Origin of the sequence: Micromonospora sp. II, from assembly GCF_001709195.1 — a bacterium.
GTDB classification, from domain to species: Bacteria; Actinomycetota; Actinomycetes; order Mycobacteriales; family Micromonosporaceae; genus Micromonospora; species Micromonospora chalcea.
Genome location: NZ_LYXF01000067.1, coordinates 13168 through 29495, shown reverse-complemented (window position 1 = coordinate 29495; position 16328 = coordinate 13168). Strand labels below are relative to the sequence as shown.

The window sequence follows — 16328 nt, the reverse complement described above, 5'->3', positions numbered from 1 at the left end:
CCCCTCCGCGTCGAGAACGGCTCTCACCTCTTCCTTCTCACCCTAGGCCAGCCGCCGGAGGCGTGCGAGTCGAGCCCACAGACAGAGCCGCCCCGGCCATTCGGCCGGGGCGGCTCTGGGCGTCGGTGTGCATGTCGCCTCTCGGCGAGTGGCGCGACGCGGCTCCAGCCGAACGGTATTCCGCGAAGGCAATTTAGGTGAGGCCCGGGGACACTGGACACACCGACGCTCTGCACAACGGTACCGGGGTCACGGTTCTTCCGCTCGTTCCTCGTGACCCCGGTCACCGCCGGGTCAGCTGTTCCAGTGCTCGGCGACCAGGTCGGCGGCCTGCTGCTCCCACTGGGCGTAGTGGTCGGGGTACGCACTCACCTGGACGGTCTGGGCGGCGACGGTCAGCGGCATGTCGCGCCAGCCGTCGACCTGCTTCAGGCCCTTCAGGAACGCGGTGGTGGAGTATTCGGGGTCGGTGATCTGCTCGACCGTGCCCCAACCGCTGGAGGGGCGCTGCTGGAACAGGCCCTGCGAGTCGTGGTCGTTGCGGTCACCGAGGTGGCCGAGGTTCTCCAGCTTCGACTCCTGCAGGGCGGTGGCGATCGACACGACCGCGGCGCGTTCGTCCATGCCGGCCTTCTTCGTGGCGGCGATGATGGCCTTGACGTTGGCGGTCTGCTCGTCATTGAGGTCGATGCGGGACTGGGTGCCCTGCACGCCGTGCGGGATCAGCGCGGCGCTGTCCAGCTTCGCGGCCTGGGTGGTGGTGACCGCGGCGTTGCGGGTGGTGGGGGTGCTGGTGTCGTGGTTGAGGGGGCCGGCGGCGAGGCCACCGGCGACGGTCAGACCGGCGATACCGAGGATGCTCTTGCGCAGGATCGTGTTCATGAGGGGGCTCCATTCGGGGGTCGACGCAATCCGGGGGACGGGATGCGTGGGCACCGTCAGGCGCTCAAGAAGTCTTCGGGGGGATCCGGCTCGCTGCCCGTGGCTGCGGGGGCCGGAGACATGTCCAACGACCGCCGCCCCGGGATCATTCCGGGGTGCCGGGGGATGCTGCTGCGGTCGTTCACCAGGTATAACGCCCCCGCCCCGCCACCGATTCCGCCACCCGGGTGTCCCCGACCACCCCGAAACCCGACACCCACCCCACCCGACACCCCGGCTCACCCTCCCGTGACCCGGAAGCGTCGATCATGAGGTTGACGGCACCTCGTGTCCGTTTTGTCACCGCCAACCTCATGATCGATCAGGCCTCGAGTGAACGGCCTGCGGCGGAGAGATCTTGGTACGAAACCGCCCTTCCGGGGGCGCCCTCGTACCAAGATCTCGGATGCCGGCGGCAGGCCGCCGAACCGCTGTCGCCGAAGTCATTGATCAAGGAGTTTGGGTCACCCGTGAGGCCTGAGGCAGACACAAACTCCTTGATCAACGGGCTGGGGTGGGCCCGCCCGACGCGACAAGGGCGGGAAGGGAGGGGGTGATGGGCCGGGTTGGGGTTACCCTGATGCCATGTCGGCCACCGCGCACGCGTACCTCGCCCGGCCCGGGCGACCCGCCGTGGTGGCGCGCACCCTGGACGAGCTGACCGGCCCCACCACCGGCATCGTCGAACTGCCGGTACGCCTCATGTGGAGCAGCGAGCGCGCGTTCGACCTGGCCGACCCGGACGAACTGCTCTGGATGTACGAGAACGTGCTGCGCGAGACGACCCGGGTGGAGGATCTGCGCGAGCTGATCCACGGGGGCACGTTGCGCCGGTTGTGGCCGCTGTTGAACCTGCCCCGGGGCGTACGCCTGGCCTGGGAGGGCCGGCACCGGAGCCTGCGCCCGGCGTGACCCATCCGCACGACTTCTACCGGGAGGTGGCCCGGGTGGCGCTGGCCGCCGCCGGCCCGCACCGGTTCGTGCTCGGCGGCGGTGTCGCCTGGGCCGCGCACGGCCTGGTCACCCGCCCCACCGAGGACGTCGACCTGTTCGCCGACGTGGAGGGCGCCGCCGCGGCCGCGGCCGACGGGGTACGCGCGGCGCTGGAACGGGCCGGCTACCAGGTGGCCGAGGCGGATCCGGGCGGCCTGGGCGAGGTGTTCGACGGCTTCGACCGGGACCTGCGGGACTTCGTGGTGAGCCGGGACGGCCGGCAGATCCGCCTCAGCCTGGCCCGCCTGGACCGGCACCGCAGCCCGGTGGTGATGGACTTCGGCCCGGTGATGGACGTGCGGGACCTGATCGCCAACAAGACCGCCGCGCTGGTCAACCGGCGGGAGGTACGCGACTACATCGACGTGTCCGCCGCGCTGGACCGGTACACGGTCGCGGAGCTGCTGGAGCTGGCCCGGCAGGTGGACCCGGCGCTGGACGACGAGGACGTGCGCGCCGCCGGCCGCTACCTGGACGGGCTGGCCGACCGCCGGTTCACCCGCTACGGCCTGGACGCGCCGCGCATCGCCGAGGTGCGCCGCCGGATGGCCGTCTGGCCCCGCTGAGTAACGGAACCAGACGACCCCCGCCGCGCCGCGCCGGACGGACAGACGCCGAGTCGCGCCGGACCAGACGACCGAGCCGGGACAAGCCGGACCGGCCGGATGGGCGAGCCGGGACCAGAGACGCAGCCGGACCGGACGCTCACTTCGTCGGGCGGCCGCCCGTGACGCCGAGGATCTCGCCGGTGACGTAGCTGGACTCCTGGGAGGCGAAGTAGACGTACGCGGGCGCCAGCTCGGCCGGCTGACCGGGACGGCCCAGCGGCGTGTCGGTGCCGAACTGCTTCACCTTCTCCTCCGGCATGGTGGCCGGGATCAGCGGCGTCCAGATCGGACCGGGCGCGACCGCGTTGACCCGGATGCCCCGCTCGGCGAGGTTCTGCGCGAGCGCCTTGGTGAAGTTCGCGATGGCGGCCTTGGTGGTGGCGTAGTCGAGCAGCTGCGGCGACGGGTCGAACGCCTGGATCGACGACGTGTTGATGATCGTCGAGCCTTCCTTCATGTGCGGCACGGCGAACTTGCAGAGCCAGAACATGGCGTACACGTTGGTCTTGAACACCCGGTCGAACTGCTCGGTGGTGATGTCGAGCAGGCCGTTGTCCTGCGACATCTGGTACGCCGCGTTGTTGACCAGGATGTCGACGCCGCCGAGGTCGCGCAGCGCCTGGTCGACGAGGTCACGGCAGTTGGCCTCCTCGCGCAGGTCGCACCGGACCGCGACGCCGGTGCGCCCGGCCTGCTCGATCAGGGCGACCGTCTCCCGGGCGTCCTTCTCCTCCTCGTCGGCGAGGTAGGTGACGAGCACGTCGGCGCCCTCGCGGGCGAAGGCGATCGCCACGGCCCGCCCGATGCCGGAGTCGCCGCCGGTGATGATCGCGCGCTTGCCGGTGAGCCGGTCGCTGCCCCGGTACGACTGCTCGCCGTGGTCGGGCTTCGGCCCCATCTGCTGTTCGCTGCCGGGCGGCGTCTGCTGTTGCGACGGCTGTCCCTCACGCTGTCCGTACTGCTCGGCCGGGTGCTGCTGGGTGAACTGGTCCTCGCTCATGTCTGCGCCCCTACCCCGGTGACCGGAGGGGAAACAGCAGCACCGTGACCGTAGGGGAAACAAAACGGGCCGGTGTGGCGCACGCGACATGTGGTGGTTATGGTGCGCAACGGCGCCCACGAGGCGCGTACCCCCCATTGGAAAGGCACCTCATGACTTCCTCCTCCGGCGCCTCCCGGCGCCAGGTGCTGGCCGTCGCGGCCGCCGCCGCGACCGCTCCCCTGCTGGCCGGCGCGCCCGCCGAGGCGAAGCCGAAGCAGCCGAAGACCTGGGACCTGACGATCCTCGGTACGTCCGACACCCACGGCAACGTCTACAACTGGGATTACTACAAGGACGCGGAGTTCGACGACAGCAAGCAGAACGACGTCGGCGTCGCGAAGCTCGCCACCCTGGTCAACCAGATCCGCGCCGAGCGCAAGGGCAGGGCCACGCTGGTCCTCGACGCCGGCGACACCATCCAGGGCACGCCGCTTGCGACGTACTACGCCAAGCAGGAGCCGATCACCAGCACCGGTGAGACGCACCCGATGGCCCGCGCCATGAACATCCTCAAGTACGACGCGGTGACGCTCGGCAACCACGAGTTCAACTACGGCCTGCCGCTGCTGGCCACCTGGATCGAGCAGCTCGGCTTCCCGGCCCTGGCCGCGAACGCGCTCAACGCGAAGACCGGCAAGCCGGCGTTCCTCCCGTACGTGATCAAGGAGGTCAAGCTCGGCGGGCACGGCGCGCCGAAGCTGCGCGTGGGCGTCCTCGGCCTGACCAACCCCGGCGTGGCCATCTGGGACAAGGGCAACGTCGAGGGCCGCCTGGTCTTCGCCGACATGGTCGCCACCGCCGCGAAGTGGGTGCCGGAGATGCGCCGCCGCGGCGCCGACCTGGTCGTCATCTCGGCGCACGGCGGCGACAGCGGCACCTCCAGCTACGGCCCGGAGCTGCCGAACGAGAACCCGACCGCGCTGATCGCCGAGCAGGTCCCCGGCATCGACGCGATCCTGTTCGGCCACGCGCACAACGAGGTGCCGGAGAAGTTCGTCACCAACCTCACCACCGGCGAGCGGGTCCTCACCTCGGAGCCGTCGAAGTGGGGCCAGCGGCTGACCCGGATGGACTTCACGCTGACCCGGGAGAAGGGCCGCTGGACGGTCACCGCCAAGTCGGCCACCACGCTCAACACCAACACGGTGGTCGAGGACCCGGCGGTGCTCGCGGCCGTGCGCGGCCAGCACACCAAGACCGTCGAGTACGTCAACCGCGTCGTCGCGCAGTCCAGCGTGGAGCTGTCGGCCGCCGAGTCGCGGTACAAGGACACCCCGATCCTGGACTTCATCAACCACGTCCAGACCGAAGTCGTCACCGAGGCGCTCGCGGGCGGCGAGTACGCGGGCCTGCCGGTGCTGTCCATCGCCGCGCCGTTCAGCCGTACCGCGGTGTTCCCGCAGGGCGACGTGCGCATCCGCGACGTGGCGGGCCTCTACGTGTACGACAACACGCTGGAGGCGGTCGTGCTGACCGGCGCCGAGGTGAAGGCGTACCTGGAGTACTCGGCGAAGTACTTCGTCACGCTGCCGGCGGGCGCGCCGGTGAACCCGGAGACGATCAGCGACCCGGCGGTGCCGGACTACAACTACGACGTGTTCTCCGGCGTCGACTACGACATCGACATCGCCAAGCCGGTCGGCCAGCGGATCACCCGGCTGGTGCTGGCCGGCACCGACACCCCGGTCGCGGCGGACGCCCGGTTCGTGGTGGCGGTGAACAACTACCGGCGCAGCGGCGGCGGCAACTTCCCGGGCATCGTGAAGACCCAGGTCTACAACGCCCAGCAGGAGATCCGCCAGCTGCTCATCGACTGGGCGCAGGCCAAGGGCGTCATCGACCCGGCCGACTTCTTCGTACCCAACTGGAAGCTGGTGCGCGACGGCGTGCCGGTCTTCTGACCGTGCGGCGACGGGGTCCGGGCCGGTGCCCGGGCCCCGTCAGCCGCCCGCGCGCAGGTGCCACTCCGACTCCCCGCCGACCGGGTCCGGCCGGTCCGGCGGGGTCTCGGTCTCCACGGACCCCGTGAGGTCCTCCGGGCGTACCCGGGCCGGCAGTTCGCCGAAGCGGACGTGCCGCAGGAACGCGTACTCCTCGTCGGTGAACGACTCGGCCGGCTCACTCATGACCGCATTGTGCGCCCGCCCGTCCCGCCGGCGCATCAACCACCACGGCAGGGGTATGCCGCCGCGACGACCGTCGGCGACGAGGTGGAGGAGACATGCGCGCAGTACGGATGACAGCGCCCGGGGTGCTGGAGCACACGGAGGTGCCCACGCCCGAGGCCGGCCCCGGTGAGGTGCTGCTGCGCGTCGGCGCGGTCGGCGCCTGCCACTCCGACCTGCACATCCTCGACGCTCCGGCCGGCGTGTTCCCGATCCCGATGACGCTGGGGCACGAGATCGCCGGCACCGTCGACACGGTCGGCGCCGGGGTGGTCGGCTGGTCGCCCGGAGAACGGGCCGCGGTCTACGGGATCATCGGCTGCGGCCGGTGCCGGGCCTGCCTGCGGGGCGAGGAGAACCGCTGCCGGGTAACCCCGGTCGGCGGCGTCGGGCTCAGCCGCGACGGCGGGCTCGCCGAGTACGTCGTGGTTCCCGCGTCCCGGCTGCTGCCGGTCGGCGACATGGACCTGACCCAGGCCGCGCCGCTCACCGACGCCGGGCTGACGCCGTACCACGCGGTGGAGCTGGCCCGGCCCCGGCTGCGGCCCGGCACCACCTGCGTGGTGATCGGCATCGGCGGGCTGGGGCACATGGGGTTGCAGATCCTGCTCGCCACCACAGCGGTACGGATCGTCGCGGTGGACACCAGCACCGCGGCGCTGGACCTGGCCGGCCGGCTCGGCGCGCACCACGTGGTGCAGGCCGGCCCGGACGCGGTGGAGAAGATCCGTGAGCTGGTCGGGCCGCCGCCGGACGGCGCGGACGTGGTGCTCGACTTCGTCGGCGCCCAGGCGACCCTGGACACCGCCCGGCAGGTCGTCGCCACCGGCGGTCAGCTGCTGCTGGTCGGCCTGGCCGGCGGCACGCTGCCGGTCCGGCCGGTCGCCGACGAACCGCCGCCCGTGCCGTTCGAGGCCGCTGTGGCGGTGCCGTTCTGGGGCACCCGGGCCGAACTGCACGAGGTGATCGCGCTGGCCCACGACGGCCGGCTGCACGCCGACGTGCAGACGTTCCCGCTCGCGGAGGCGCCGCAGGCGTACGAGGCGCTGCGCCGGGGCGACGTGCACGGGCGGGCGGTCATCGTCCCCTGACCGGGGGCGTTCAGCCGTGCTGGAAGACCGGGGCGAGCACCTCGGCCAGGCGTGCCTTGACCGCGTCGCGGTGCGGCTGCGGCAGCGCCGGGGCGTCCCGGCTCGGCCCGATGCCGGTGTCCAGCAGCACGTACAGCGCCCGCAACGTCCGCATGCTGTTCGAGGCGTGGGCCGGCGTGGTGCCCCGGGGCAGCGCGGCGTAGCTCGCCGAGACCGGTTCCAGCCAGCCGAGCGCGTCGGCGCCGGACAGGCCGGGCCGGGCCAGCACCAGCGCGATCGCGCGGGCCAGCCGGTCGTCCTCCTGTTCGGCGAAGAGGTGCCCGGTCGGCGCGACGAGGCGGGCCGCGGCCAGGTCGAGCATGCTCGCCGGGTCGACCGACGGGTGGCGGCCGAACGTGGCCAGCAGGTCGGCGCCGTGGGCCACCGCGTGCAGCCAGCCGAGCGTCGCGTCGTACCCGCGCAGGTCGGTCTCGGCCGGGTACCAGGCACTGAACGCGGCGAGCCAGGCCGGGTCGAAGTCGCCCCAGCTGACGATCATGTCCAGCACCAGCGGCGCGAACGTGCGGGCCTGGATCTCCGGGTCGGTGAACCGCTCGGCCATGATCGCGCCCAGCTTCGCCCGGCGGCCGGCGTCGATCACGTCCCGGGCGATCCAGGTGCGCAGCACCACGTAGGGCGCGCCGTCCCGGACCGCCGGGTCGGGGTCGCGCAGCGCGGCGGCGAGTTCGGCGACGAGGTCGTCCAGGTCGCGGCCGTCCGGCACCGCGAAGTCGCGTCCGCAGACGAGATCCCAGTCGGTCACCGCGCCAGGTTAACCGGCCACGGCCCGCGCCCTCGCGGGCAGACGGTCGAGCACCGCGAGCCCGGCGCGTACCGGCCGCCGGTCGAGCATCTCGGCGAAGCTCGCCCGGCCCTGGCAGAACCGGACGAACATCCGCCAGCCGGGCGGGCTGGCGAGCATCGCGTGGAACACGTCGGGCCGCCGCTCGAACGTCTCCAGCAGCCGGTGCCCGGCGCGCATCTCCGGCGTCAGCCGCCGGCCGACCTCCCGGGCGTACGCGCCGAGGTCGCCGCCGGCCACCGCCTCCCCGGCCAGCCGGCCGGAGCGCAGCGCGTAGCTGATCCCCTCCCGGCTCCACGGCTCCAGCAGCCCGGCCGCGTCGCCTGCGACCACCACCCGCCCGTGGCGCAGCGGCGAGTCGTCGGCGCGGCAGCGGGTGAGGTGACCGGAGTCGTGCTCCGGCGTCACCCCGGACAGTCCGAGCCGGTCGGTGAAGTCGCGCAGGTAGGCGCGGGTACGGTCGCCGTCGCCCCGGGCCGAGATGACGCCCACGGTGAGCCGGTCGCCCTTGGGGAACACCCACGCGTAGGAGCCGGGCAGCGGCCCCCAGTCGAGCAGCACCCGGCCGCGCCAGCGTTCCCGTTCGGCACCGTCCACCGGCAGTTCCAGTTCCAGGCCGAGGTCGACCTGGCGGAAACGGACACCGACGTGGCGTGCCGTGACGCCGGAGGAGCCGTCCGCGCCGATGACGGCACGGGCGCGCACCACCTCGCCGTCGGCCAGACGCAGGCGTACCTCGTCGGGGTCCTGCTCGACCGCGCGGACCGCGACGCCCTCGCGGACCTGAGCCCCGGCGGCGACGGCGGCGGCGCGCAGCCGGTCGTCGAACTCCTCCCGGCGGATCATCGTGACCAGCGGCGACGGGTGCCGGCGGGTGAACGCGCGCCGCCCGTCGCGGGTGAACGTGATCCGGTCGACCCGGTCGTGGGCGGGCACCTCGAGGCGGTCGGCGACCTCGGCCAGCGAGGTGCCGATCAGGCCGCCGCCGCAGGTCTTGTACCGGGGGTGGGTGGCCCGCTCGACCACGAGCGTGCGGACGCCGGAGCGGGCCGCGGCATGCGCGGCGGAGAGTCCGGCGGGCCCACCGCCGACCACGACGAGATCCCAGATGATCACTGGTGCAGCCTAGGGCACCCCCGCCCCGCCCGGCACGACAGCCGAACGGGTGAGCATCATCGTGGCCCGTCCGGGTAACCGCCGGTCGCCGGCCGTCCGCGGGTCGGACGGTCCACGCCGAGGAGGGAAGCGATGCCTCAGGTCCAGCTGTCTGCGGTCGAGGAACGGGTGTACCAGGCGGTGTCCGCGCTGGAGGTGCAGGGACACGTCCCCTACCCGGACCTGATCGCCCAGGAGACCGGGATGACCGAGGAGGAACTGCGCGAGCCGCTGCACTCGCTCACCGAGCGAGGGCTGCTGCACCGCGAGGACTCCCCGATGTCCGGCCTGGACTTCGGGCCGCGGTGGTGCGCGCGCCAGGTGGCGTGATCGGATCGTGCCGGACACCGGGTACGACGATCGGCGTCGCTGGCGCGCGCTGAGCGTCGGCCTGATCGCGGCGTTCATGACGCTGCTGGACGTCAGCATCGTCAACGTCGCGGTGCCGTCGATCGACCGGGCGCTGCACGCCACACCGAGCGATTTGCAGTGGGTGCTGTCCGGGTACGCGCTGACGTTCGGCCTGGTGCTGGTGCCGGCCGGGCGGTTCGGCGACGCGCGCGGGCGGCGTACCGCGTTCGTGGTCGGGGTGGGCCTGTTCACGCTGACCAGCGCGCTGGCCGGGCTGGCCCGCTCGCCGGAGTGGCTGGTGGTGGCCCGGCTCGTCCAGGGCGCCGCCGCCGGTGTGGTGAACCCTCAGGTCAGCGGCATGATCCAGGAGCTGTTCCGGGGCGCCGACCGGGGTCGCGCGTTCGGCCTGCTGGGCGCGACGATCGGTATCTCCACCGCCGTGGGGCCGCTGCTCGGCGGCCTGCTCATCCAGCTGGGCGGCGCGGAGCACGGCTGGCGGTGGGTGTTCTTCGTGAACATCCCGGTCGGGATCGTGGCGATGCTGCTCGGCTGGCGGCTGATGCCGACCCGGGCGACGAACCCCGCCGGGCGGGGCCGCCTCGATCCACTCGGCGTGCTGCTGCTCGGCGCCGGGGTGACGGTGATCCTGCTGCCGCTGGTGCAGCGGGAGCAGTGGCGGGGCCCGGGCAAGTGGTTGCTGATCCCGGTCGGCCTGCTGCTGCTCGCCGGGTTCGCGCTCTGGGAGCACCGGTACGCCCGGCGCGCCCAGCCGCTGTTCGACCTGCGGCTGTTCACGGTGCGCTCGTACACGCTGGGCGCGCTGATCGGCCTGATCTACTTCGCCGGGTTCACCGCGATCTTCTTCATCTTCACGCTCTACCTGCAGATGGGGCTCGGCTACAGCGCGCTCGTGGCCGGTCTGGCGATCACGCCGTTCGCGCTCGGTTCGGCGCTCGCCTCCGCGCTCGGCGGCCGGGTGGTCACCCGGTACGGCCGTCCGCTCGTCGCGATCGGGCTGCTGGCGGTGGTGGCCGGGCTGATCGCGACCGACCTGGTGCTGGCGGGCGGGCCGCACGACAACGTGCCGCTGCGGACCGCGCTGCCGCTGCTCGTCGCGGGGCTGGGCAGCGGCCTGGTGATCGCGCCGAACCAGACGCTCACGCTGTCCGAGGTGCCGGTGCCGATGGCCGGCAGCGGCGCGGGCATGCTGCAGACCGGGCAGCGCATCGGCTCGGCCGCCGGCATCGCCGCGGTGGGCGCGCTGTTCTTCTCCACGATCGCCGACGACCACGGCGACTGGGGTACGGCGTTCCGCCACTCACTGCTGCTCGCCGCCGGGATCATCGTGCTGGCGCTGGGTGCCGCTGTGGCGGACATCGTGGCCGGTCACCGGCGCTCGGCGGGCCGCTCCTGATCGGCGCCGGGCAGCAGCACGGTGGTGAGCAGCCGCCGGGTGCGGCCGGGCCCGGGGCCGAGCGCGGCGTACTCGGCGAACAGCTCGCGGAACCGGGTGACGAACTCGGCGGTCTCGGCGTCGGTGGCGTGGAACGCGTTCTGCCGGTAGCCGGCCACGTCGCGGGCCAGGTCGGGGTCGCCGCGGTCGAGGTAGCCGTCGAAGTCGGCGAGCAGGCCCGCGACGAAGGTGAGGAACGCCTGGCGGTGCCGTTGCGGGCTCATGGCCCGGGCCTCGTCCGGGTCCACCGACGCGGCGGCCTCGTGGAGCCGGTAGCTGCGCTCGACCGCGCCGCGGGCCCGCCGCTCCCCGACCGTGTGCAGCACGCCGTTCTCGGCGAGCGTGGCGACCTGCCGGTAGAGCGTGGCCGGCGGCACGTCGCTCAGCTCGCTGCGCAGGTCGGCGGTGGTCAGCGTGCGGCCGCCCAGGAACGCCTGGACGATGCGCAGCCGGACCGGGTGCATCAGCAGCTCCACGGTGTCGAGTGCCACAGTCGCTCCCCTTTTTGTTATCGCCTCCGGTAATGTTCTCACCGACGATAACAGAACCGAGGAGCGCGCCGATGGCCACCATCGACATCACCCCCGACCGCATCGACGTCCGGCTCACCACCGCCGAGAAGATCTGGGCCCTGCGCGGCGACCTGTCGTTCCCCCGCTCCGCCGTCGCGGGCGCCGTCGTCGTGCCCGACGGGGCGCGCGCCACCCGCGGCATCCGGGCGCCCGGCCTCGGCGTGCCCCGCACGCGCAACGTCGGCACCTGGCGCGGCAGGGCCGGCAAGGAGTTCGTCAGCGTCCGCGGCGGCCAGCCGGCCGTCCGCATCACCCTCACCGGCCAGGCGTACGACTCCCTGCTCATCGGCGCCGACGACGCCTCCGCCCTGGCCGCGGCGGTGCTGCCGTGACGATCGACCGTCCGCTCGTCGTCGACTCGGGCGAGCAGCGGCTGTCCGGCACGCTCACGCTGCCCGACGGCGCCGGAGGGCACCCGGTGGCGCTGCTGCTGCCCGGCTCCGGGCCGATCAACCGCGACGGCGACCACCGCCGCCTGCCCCTGGGCATCCAGCGGCACCTGGCCGCAGCGCTCGCCGGGGCCGGGATCGCGGTCGCCCGGTACGACCGGCGGGGCGTCGGCGAGAGCACCGGCGAGTTCCTGCGTACCGGCTTCTTCGACAACGTCGACGACGCGGCCGCCGTGTTCGCGGCGCTGCGCGACGACCCGGCCGTGGACGCCGGACGGATGTTCCTGGTCGGGCACAGCGAGGGCGCGCTCACCGCTGTCGCGCTCGCCGCGCGCGGCGTACCGGTGGCCGGCCTGGTCCTGCTGTCCGCGCCCGGGCGCAGCGGCGCCGAGGTGCTGCGCTGGCAGGCCGGACGGCTGCTGCCCACGCTGCCCGCGCCGGTACGCCTGGTGCTCCGGCTCACCCGAACCGACCTGGTGGCGAAGGTGGCCCGCAACCACGAGAAGATCCTCGCCACCGACAAGGACGTGGCGTGGGTCGGCGGGCAGCGGCTCAACGCCCGCTGGTTCCGGGAGTTCCTGCGCTACGACCCCCGGCCGGACCTGGCCCGCGTCGACGCCCCGATCCTCGCGCTCACCGGCGACAAGGACCTCCAGACCGACCCGGCGGACCTGCCGGTCATCGCCGCCCACGCGGGTGGGCCCGTGCAGACCACGGTGCTGCCGGACGTCACCCACGTGCTGCGGCGCCAGCCCGGTCCGCCGTCGCTGCGGGCGTACCGGGACGAGGCGAAGCAGCCGCTGGACCCGTCGGTGGTCGAGCCGGTGCTGTCGTGGCTGGCCACGCACTGCGGCTGAGAGCACGCGAAAGGCCGGCACCCGATCCGGGTACCGGCCTTTCGGTGGTTCTTACTTGTGCCAGTGCTCGGCGACGATCTCGGCGGCCTGCTTCTCCCACTGCGCGTACGCGTCGGGGTAGGCGCTGACCTGCACGGTCTGCGCGGCCTCGGTCAGCGGCATGTCCTGCCAGCCGTCGACCTGCTTGAGGCCCTTGAGGAACGCCAGCGTCGAGTACTCGGGGTCGGTGATCTGCTCCGGCGTACCCCAGCCGCTGGACGGCCGCTGCTGGAACAGGCCCAGCGAGTCGTGGTCGTTGCGGTCACCCAGGTGACCCAGGTTCTCCAGCTTCGACTCCTGCAGCGCGGTGGCGATCGCGACGACAGCGGCCCGCTCGGGCAGGCCCGCCTTCTTGGTGGCCGCGATGATGGCCTTGGCGTTGGCGATCTGCTCGTCGTTCAGGTCCACGTGCGACTGCTCGCCCTGCGGGCTCACGCCCTGAACCGCGACGGCGGCCGGCTTGGTGGTCTCCGCCGCGTGGGCGGCGACCGGACCGGCGAACACGCCACCGGTGAAGGCGAGACCGGCGATACCGAGGATGCTCTTGCGCAGGATCGTGTTCATGGTGGGCTCCGTTCGGGGGTCGACGCATCCGGGGGATGCGTGGGCACCGTCAGGCGCTCGAAGTTCTCGGGGGGATCCGGCAGCGCGGGGCGTGCCGGGTGCATCTGCAACGACCGACGACCCGGGCTTGTTCCCCGGGGGCGCTCGCCGGCGCCACTCCGGTCGCGCACCGGCTTACAACGCCCCCCACCCGCCCCCGCCCCGCCCCGCCGATCTTGGAGTTGTGGCGCCCAGGATGTCCGGTATCTGAGGTATGCGAGGCACCACAATTCCAAGATCGGCGAGAACGGCCGACCCCGGAGGGCCGGCCGTTCGCTACGGGTGGCTCACCAGACCTGCTGGACGATGTCCGCCGCCTGCTCCTCCCACTGCGCGTACGCGTACGGGTAGGCGGACACCTGGACCGTCTGCGCGGCGGTGGTCAGCGGCAGCTCGTGCCAGCCGCCGACGTTCTTCAGCGCGTTGAAGAACGCCTTGCTGGAGTACTCCGGGTCGGTGATCTGCTCGGACGTGCCCCAACCGGACGACGGGCGCTGCTGGAACAGGCCCTCGGAGTCGTGGTCGTTGTACGCGCCGAGGTGACCCAGGTTGTACAGCTTCGACTCCTGCAGCGAGGTGGCGACGCCGATCACGGCGCCCCGCTCCCCCACGCCGGTCTCCTTGGCCGCCTCGACGATGGCCTTGGCGTTGGCGAGCTGCGCGTCGTCGAGCGGGATGCGCGACTGCGCGCCCTCGACGCCGTGCGGCACGAGCTTCTCCTTGGCCGGCCGGTCCGCCCTGGTCGGCAGCTTGTCCAGGCCGGTGGTCTGGCCGGGCTTGACCGCCTCGGTCGAGGTCTGCTTGCCGGTGGCCAGGTCGATGGCGGCCTTGGCGCCGGCGTGCGGGCCACTGGTCACGGGCGCGGCCACGGCGGTGGGGCCGACGGCCAACCCGCCCAGGACGGCCACGCCCGCCACGCTCAGCACGGCGCGGCGGTTCTTGGCGACGGCGACGGTCTTCGCGACGGCGGTCTTCGCCACGGCGGTCTTCGCGATGGCGGGGAGCCATCGAGTGAAGTGCTGCTTCACGATGGTTGCCCTTTCGATCGTTACGACGCGCTCCGGGATGAGCGCCCCTCGGGGGACTACCGCCGGGTAGGTGTTTGGGTTCCGACGGTATGGGGGACACAACGAGCCCGCAGTGTCGGTCATTCCGGAAATGCCGGGCAGCGCCGAGGCTGCGGTCCAGGTCACCCGCGATTCCGGGCACCCGGTCCGCATCCTGGGTGAAGGGCGAGGAACGGGACGATCAGGGCGAGACGCCGCACCGGACCAGCACGGACGCGAGTGTCATCGGGGCGGAACGTCGCCCGGCCACACGGCTTTCCGGACCCGTCCGAAGCGGACGGACACCCGGCGCCACCCGGGCGCGGACGGGCCGGAAGACGCCGCACGCGGGCCCGGACCGGACTGCTCCGGCCGGACCCGCGCGGGTGTGTGGTCCTCAGTGGCCCCGGGCGATCCACTCGTCCAGGTGCGGCGCCTCGGCCCCGATCGTGGTGTCGTCGCCGTGCCCGGTGTGCACCACCGTCTCCGGCGGCAGCGTGAGCAGACGGGTACGGATCGACTCGACGATGGTGCCGAAGTCGCTGTACGACCGGCCGGTGGCGCCCGGTCCCCCGGCGAACAGGGTGTCGCCGGTGAAGACCGCGCCCAGGTCGGGCGCGTACAGGCTGCACGCGCCGGGGCTGTGGCCGGGGGTGTGCAGCACCCGCAGCGTGGTCCCGCCGACGGTGATGCTCTGCCCGTCGGTCAGCTCGCCGTCCGGGGCGGTGCCCGGGTGCACCATGTCCCACAGCACCCGGTCGGCCGGGTGCAGCAGCACCGGCGCGCCGGTGGCCCGGGCCAGCTCGGGCGCGACCCGGACGTGGTCGTCATGGGCGTGCGTGGCCACGATCGCCACCACCCGCCGGTCGCCGATCACCTGGCGGATGGCCGCGACGTCGTGCGGCGCGTCGAGGACGACGCACTCGGCGTCGTCACCGATCACCCAGACGTTGTTGTCGACGTCGAACGTCTGGCCGTCCAGGGAGAACGTGCCGGACGTGACGGCGTGGTCGACGCGGGCGGTCACGGGAAGACCACCACCGAGCGCAGCACGTCGCCGTGGTGCATCCGGCTGAACGCCTCCTCGACCTGGTCGAGGGCGATCTCCTCGGTGACGAACGCGTCCAGGTCCAGCCGGCCCTGCCGGTACAGCTCGGTCAGCATCGGGAAGTCGCGGCTGGGCAGGCAGTCGCCGTACCAGCTGGACTTGAGCGCGCCGCCGCGACCGAACACGTCCAGCAGCGGCAGGTCGACAGTCATCTCCGGCGTCGGCACGCCGACCAGCACGACCGTGCCGGCCAGGTCACGGGCGTAGAACGCCTGCTTCCAGGTCTCCGGGCGGCCGACCGCGTCGATCACCACGTCGGCGCCGAAGCCGCCGGTGGCGGCGCGGATGGCTTCCACCGCGTCGTCCTCGGAGGCGTTGACGGTGTGGGTGGCGCCGAACTTGCGCGCCCAGTCGAGCTTGCGGGAGTCGGTGTCCACCGCGATGATCGTGGTCGCCCCGGCCAGGGCCGCGCCGGCCACCGCCGCGTCGCCGACGCCGCCGCAGCCGATCACCGCGACCGAGTCGCCCCGGGTCACGTTGCCGGTGTTCATGGCCGCGCCGAGGCCGGCCATCACGCCGCAGCCGAGCAGGCCGACGGCCGCCGGCCGCGCCGACGGGTCGACCTTGGTGCACTGCCCGGCGTGCACGAGCGTCTTCTCGGCGAACGCGCCGATGCCGAGCGCGGGCGTCAGCTCGGTGCCGTCGGTGAGCGTCATTTTCTGCGTCGCGTTGTGGGTGGCGAAGCAGTACCACGGGCGGCCGCGGCGGCAGGCCCGGCACTGCCCGCAGACCGCGCGCCAGTTCAGCACCACGAAGTCGCCGGGCGCCACGTCGGTGACGCCGTCGCCGACCTGCTCGACGATGCCGGCGGCCTCGTGGCCCAGCAGGAACGGGTAGTCGTCGTTGATGCCGCCCTCGCGGTAGTGCAGGTCGGTGTGGCAGACGCCGCACGACTGGATGCGGACCACCGCCTCGCCCGGCCCCGGGTCGGGCACCACGATGGTGGTGACCTCCACGGGCGCGCCCTTGCGCCGCGACACGACTCCCCGGACTTCCTGGCTCACAGTGCCTCCCTTGTTGCGTGCTTCTGCACCCCGAACCTACCGCTGATCATGACCCACGAACCAATGAAGCCCGCCGGATTGTCCTGGTCA

Annotated in this window: 18 protein-coding genes; 8 read left to right on the top strand and 10 right to left on the bottom strand. The window is 72.8% G+C overall.

Annotation, left to right across the window (positions count from 1 at the left end):
• Positions 1–294: 294 nt before the first annotated feature.
• The gene (locus A8711_RS25985) at positions 295–882 is read right to left on the bottom strand and encodes a hypothetical protein (protein WP_069089625.1); all 588 of its coding nucleotides are present in this window, start codon (positions 880–882) and stop codon (positions 295–297) included.
• A 624-nt stretch (positions 883–1506) separates the two neighbouring features.
• Between A8711_RS25985 and A8711_RS25980 the strand changes: the two genes are divergently transcribed.
• Together A8711_RS25980 and A8711_RS25975 are read left to right on the top strand one after the other, a co-directional pair.
• Positions 1507–1833, top strand: coding sequence for a hypothetical protein (locus tag A8711_RS25980; RefSeq protein ID WP_043323958.1), 327 nt, complete (start codon positions 1507–1509; stop codon positions 1831–1833).
• A complete protein-coding gene (locus tag A8711_RS25975; RefSeq protein ID WP_069089624.1) occupies positions 1830–2480 on the top strand; it encodes a nucleotidyl transferase AbiEii/AbiGii toxin family protein in 651 nt (216 codons plus the stop codon). Before A8711_RS25980 ends, A8711_RS25975 begins: the two co-directional genes overlap by 4 nt.
• Before the next feature lie 139 nt (positions 2481–2619).
• Here the strand turns inward: A8711_RS25975 and A8711_RS25970 are convergent, their stop codons facing one another.
• On the bottom strand, positions 2620–3522 hold the full coding sequence (locus A8711_RS25970) for an SDR family oxidoreductase (protein ID WP_069089623.1): 903 nt from the start codon (positions 3520–3522) through the stop codon (positions 2620–2622).
• 152 nt (positions 3523–3674) lie between these two features.
• Here A8711_RS25970 and A8711_RS25965 point away from each other — a divergent pair, with 152 nt between their 5' ends.
• Positions 3675–5465, top strand: a complete 1791-nt coding sequence (locus A8711_RS25965) for a bifunctional UDP-sugar hydrolase/5'-nucleotidase (protein WP_069089622.1) — start codon at positions 3675–3677, stop codon at positions 5463–5465.
• A 39-nt stretch (positions 5466–5504) separates the two neighbouring features.
• Here the strand turns inward: A8711_RS25965 and A8711_RS25960 are convergent, their stop codons facing one another.
• Entirely contained in the window at positions 5505–5690 is a 186-nt protein-coding gene (locus A8711_RS25960) for a hypothetical protein (RefSeq protein ID WP_223201055.1), read from the bottom strand.
• 95 nt (positions 5691–5785) lie between these two features.
• Between A8711_RS25960 and A8711_RS25955 the strand changes: the two genes are divergently transcribed.
• Positions 5786–6820 (top strand): NAD(P)-dependent alcohol dehydrogenase, encoded by a 1035-nt coding sequence (locus tag A8711_RS25955; RefSeq protein ID WP_069089621.1) that lies wholly within the window; start codon positions 5786–5788, stop codon positions 6818–6820.
• A 10-nt stretch (positions 6821–6830) separates the two neighbouring features.
• Here A8711_RS25955 and A8711_RS25950 read toward each other — a convergent pair whose 3' ends face one another.
• Complete coding sequence (locus tag A8711_RS25950; protein WP_069089620.1) at positions 6831–7622, bottom strand: DUF2785 domain-containing protein; 792 nt, start codon at positions 7620–7622, stop codon at positions 6831–6833.
• A gap of 9 nt (positions 7623–7631) precedes the next feature.
• Positions 7632–8777, bottom strand: a complete 1146-nt coding sequence (locus tag A8711_RS25945; protein WP_069089619.1) for a geranylgeranyl reductase family protein — start codon at positions 8775–8777, stop codon at positions 7632–7634.
• Between the two features lie 132 nt (positions 8778–8909).
• Between A8711_RS25945 and A8711_RS25940 the strand changes: the two genes are divergently transcribed.
• Both A8711_RS25940 and A8711_RS25935 read left to right on the top strand, forming a co-directional pair.
• Complete coding sequence (locus A8711_RS25940) at positions 8910–9146, top strand: hypothetical protein (protein ID WP_043323944.1); 237 nt, start codon at positions 8910–8912, stop codon at positions 9144–9146.
• 7 nt (positions 9147–9153) lie between these two features.
• A complete protein-coding gene (locus A8711_RS25935) occupies positions 9154–10581 on the top strand; it encodes an MFS transporter (RefSeq protein ID WP_233607689.1) in 1428 nt (475 codons plus the stop codon).
• Here A8711_RS25935 and A8711_RS25930 read toward each other — a convergent pair.
• The gene (locus tag A8711_RS25930; protein ID WP_069089617.1) at positions 10554–11111 is read right to left on the bottom strand and encodes a helix-turn-helix domain-containing protein; all 558 of its coding nucleotides are present in this window, start codon (positions 11109–11111) and stop codon (positions 10554–10556) included. The two genes, A8711_RS25935 and A8711_RS25930, sit on opposite strands and share 28 nt — an antisense overlap.
• Before the next feature lie 71 nt (positions 11112–11182).
• Between A8711_RS25930 and A8711_RS25925 the strand changes: the two genes are divergently transcribed.
• A complete protein-coding gene (locus A8711_RS25925; protein ID WP_043323938.1) occupies positions 11183–11524 on the top strand; it encodes a hypothetical protein in 342 nt (113 codons plus the stop codon).
• Positions 11521–12438 carry an alpha/beta fold hydrolase gene (locus A8711_RS25920; RefSeq protein ID WP_069089616.1) on the top strand — a complete coding sequence of 306 codons (918 nt, stop codon included), beginning with the start codon at positions 11521–11523 and terminating at the stop codon, positions 12436–12438. Before A8711_RS25925 ends, A8711_RS25920 begins: the two co-directional genes overlap by 4 nt.
• A 51-nt stretch (positions 12439–12489) precedes the next feature.
• On the opposite strand, the gene A8711_RS25915 is transcribed toward A8711_RS25920, so the two are convergent.
• The 4 genes from A8711_RS25915 to A8711_RS25900 form a co-directional block, all read right to left on the bottom strand.
• On the bottom strand, positions 12490–13041 hold the full coding sequence (locus A8711_RS25915; protein ID WP_069089615.1) for a hypothetical protein: 552 nt from the start codon (positions 13039–13041) through the stop codon (positions 12490–12492).
• A gap of 326 nt (positions 13042–13367) precedes the next feature.
• On the bottom strand, positions 13368–14108 hold the full coding sequence (locus A8711_RS25910) for a hypothetical protein (RefSeq protein WP_176722887.1): 741 nt from the start codon (positions 14106–14108) through the stop codon (positions 13368–13370).
• Positions 14109–14523: 415 nt separating this feature from the next.
• Positions 14524–15153, bottom strand: coding sequence for an MBL fold metallo-hydrolase (locus tag A8711_RS25905; protein ID WP_069089614.1), 630 nt, complete (start codon positions 15151–15153; stop codon positions 14524–14526).
• Complete coding sequence (locus tag A8711_RS25900; protein WP_043323928.1) at positions 15150–16238, bottom strand: S-(hydroxymethyl)mycothiol dehydrogenase; 1089 nt, start codon at positions 16236–16238, stop codon at positions 15150–15152. Before A8711_RS25900 ends, A8711_RS25905 begins: the two co-directional genes overlap by 4 nt.
• Positions 16239–16328: the final 90 nt, after the last annotated feature.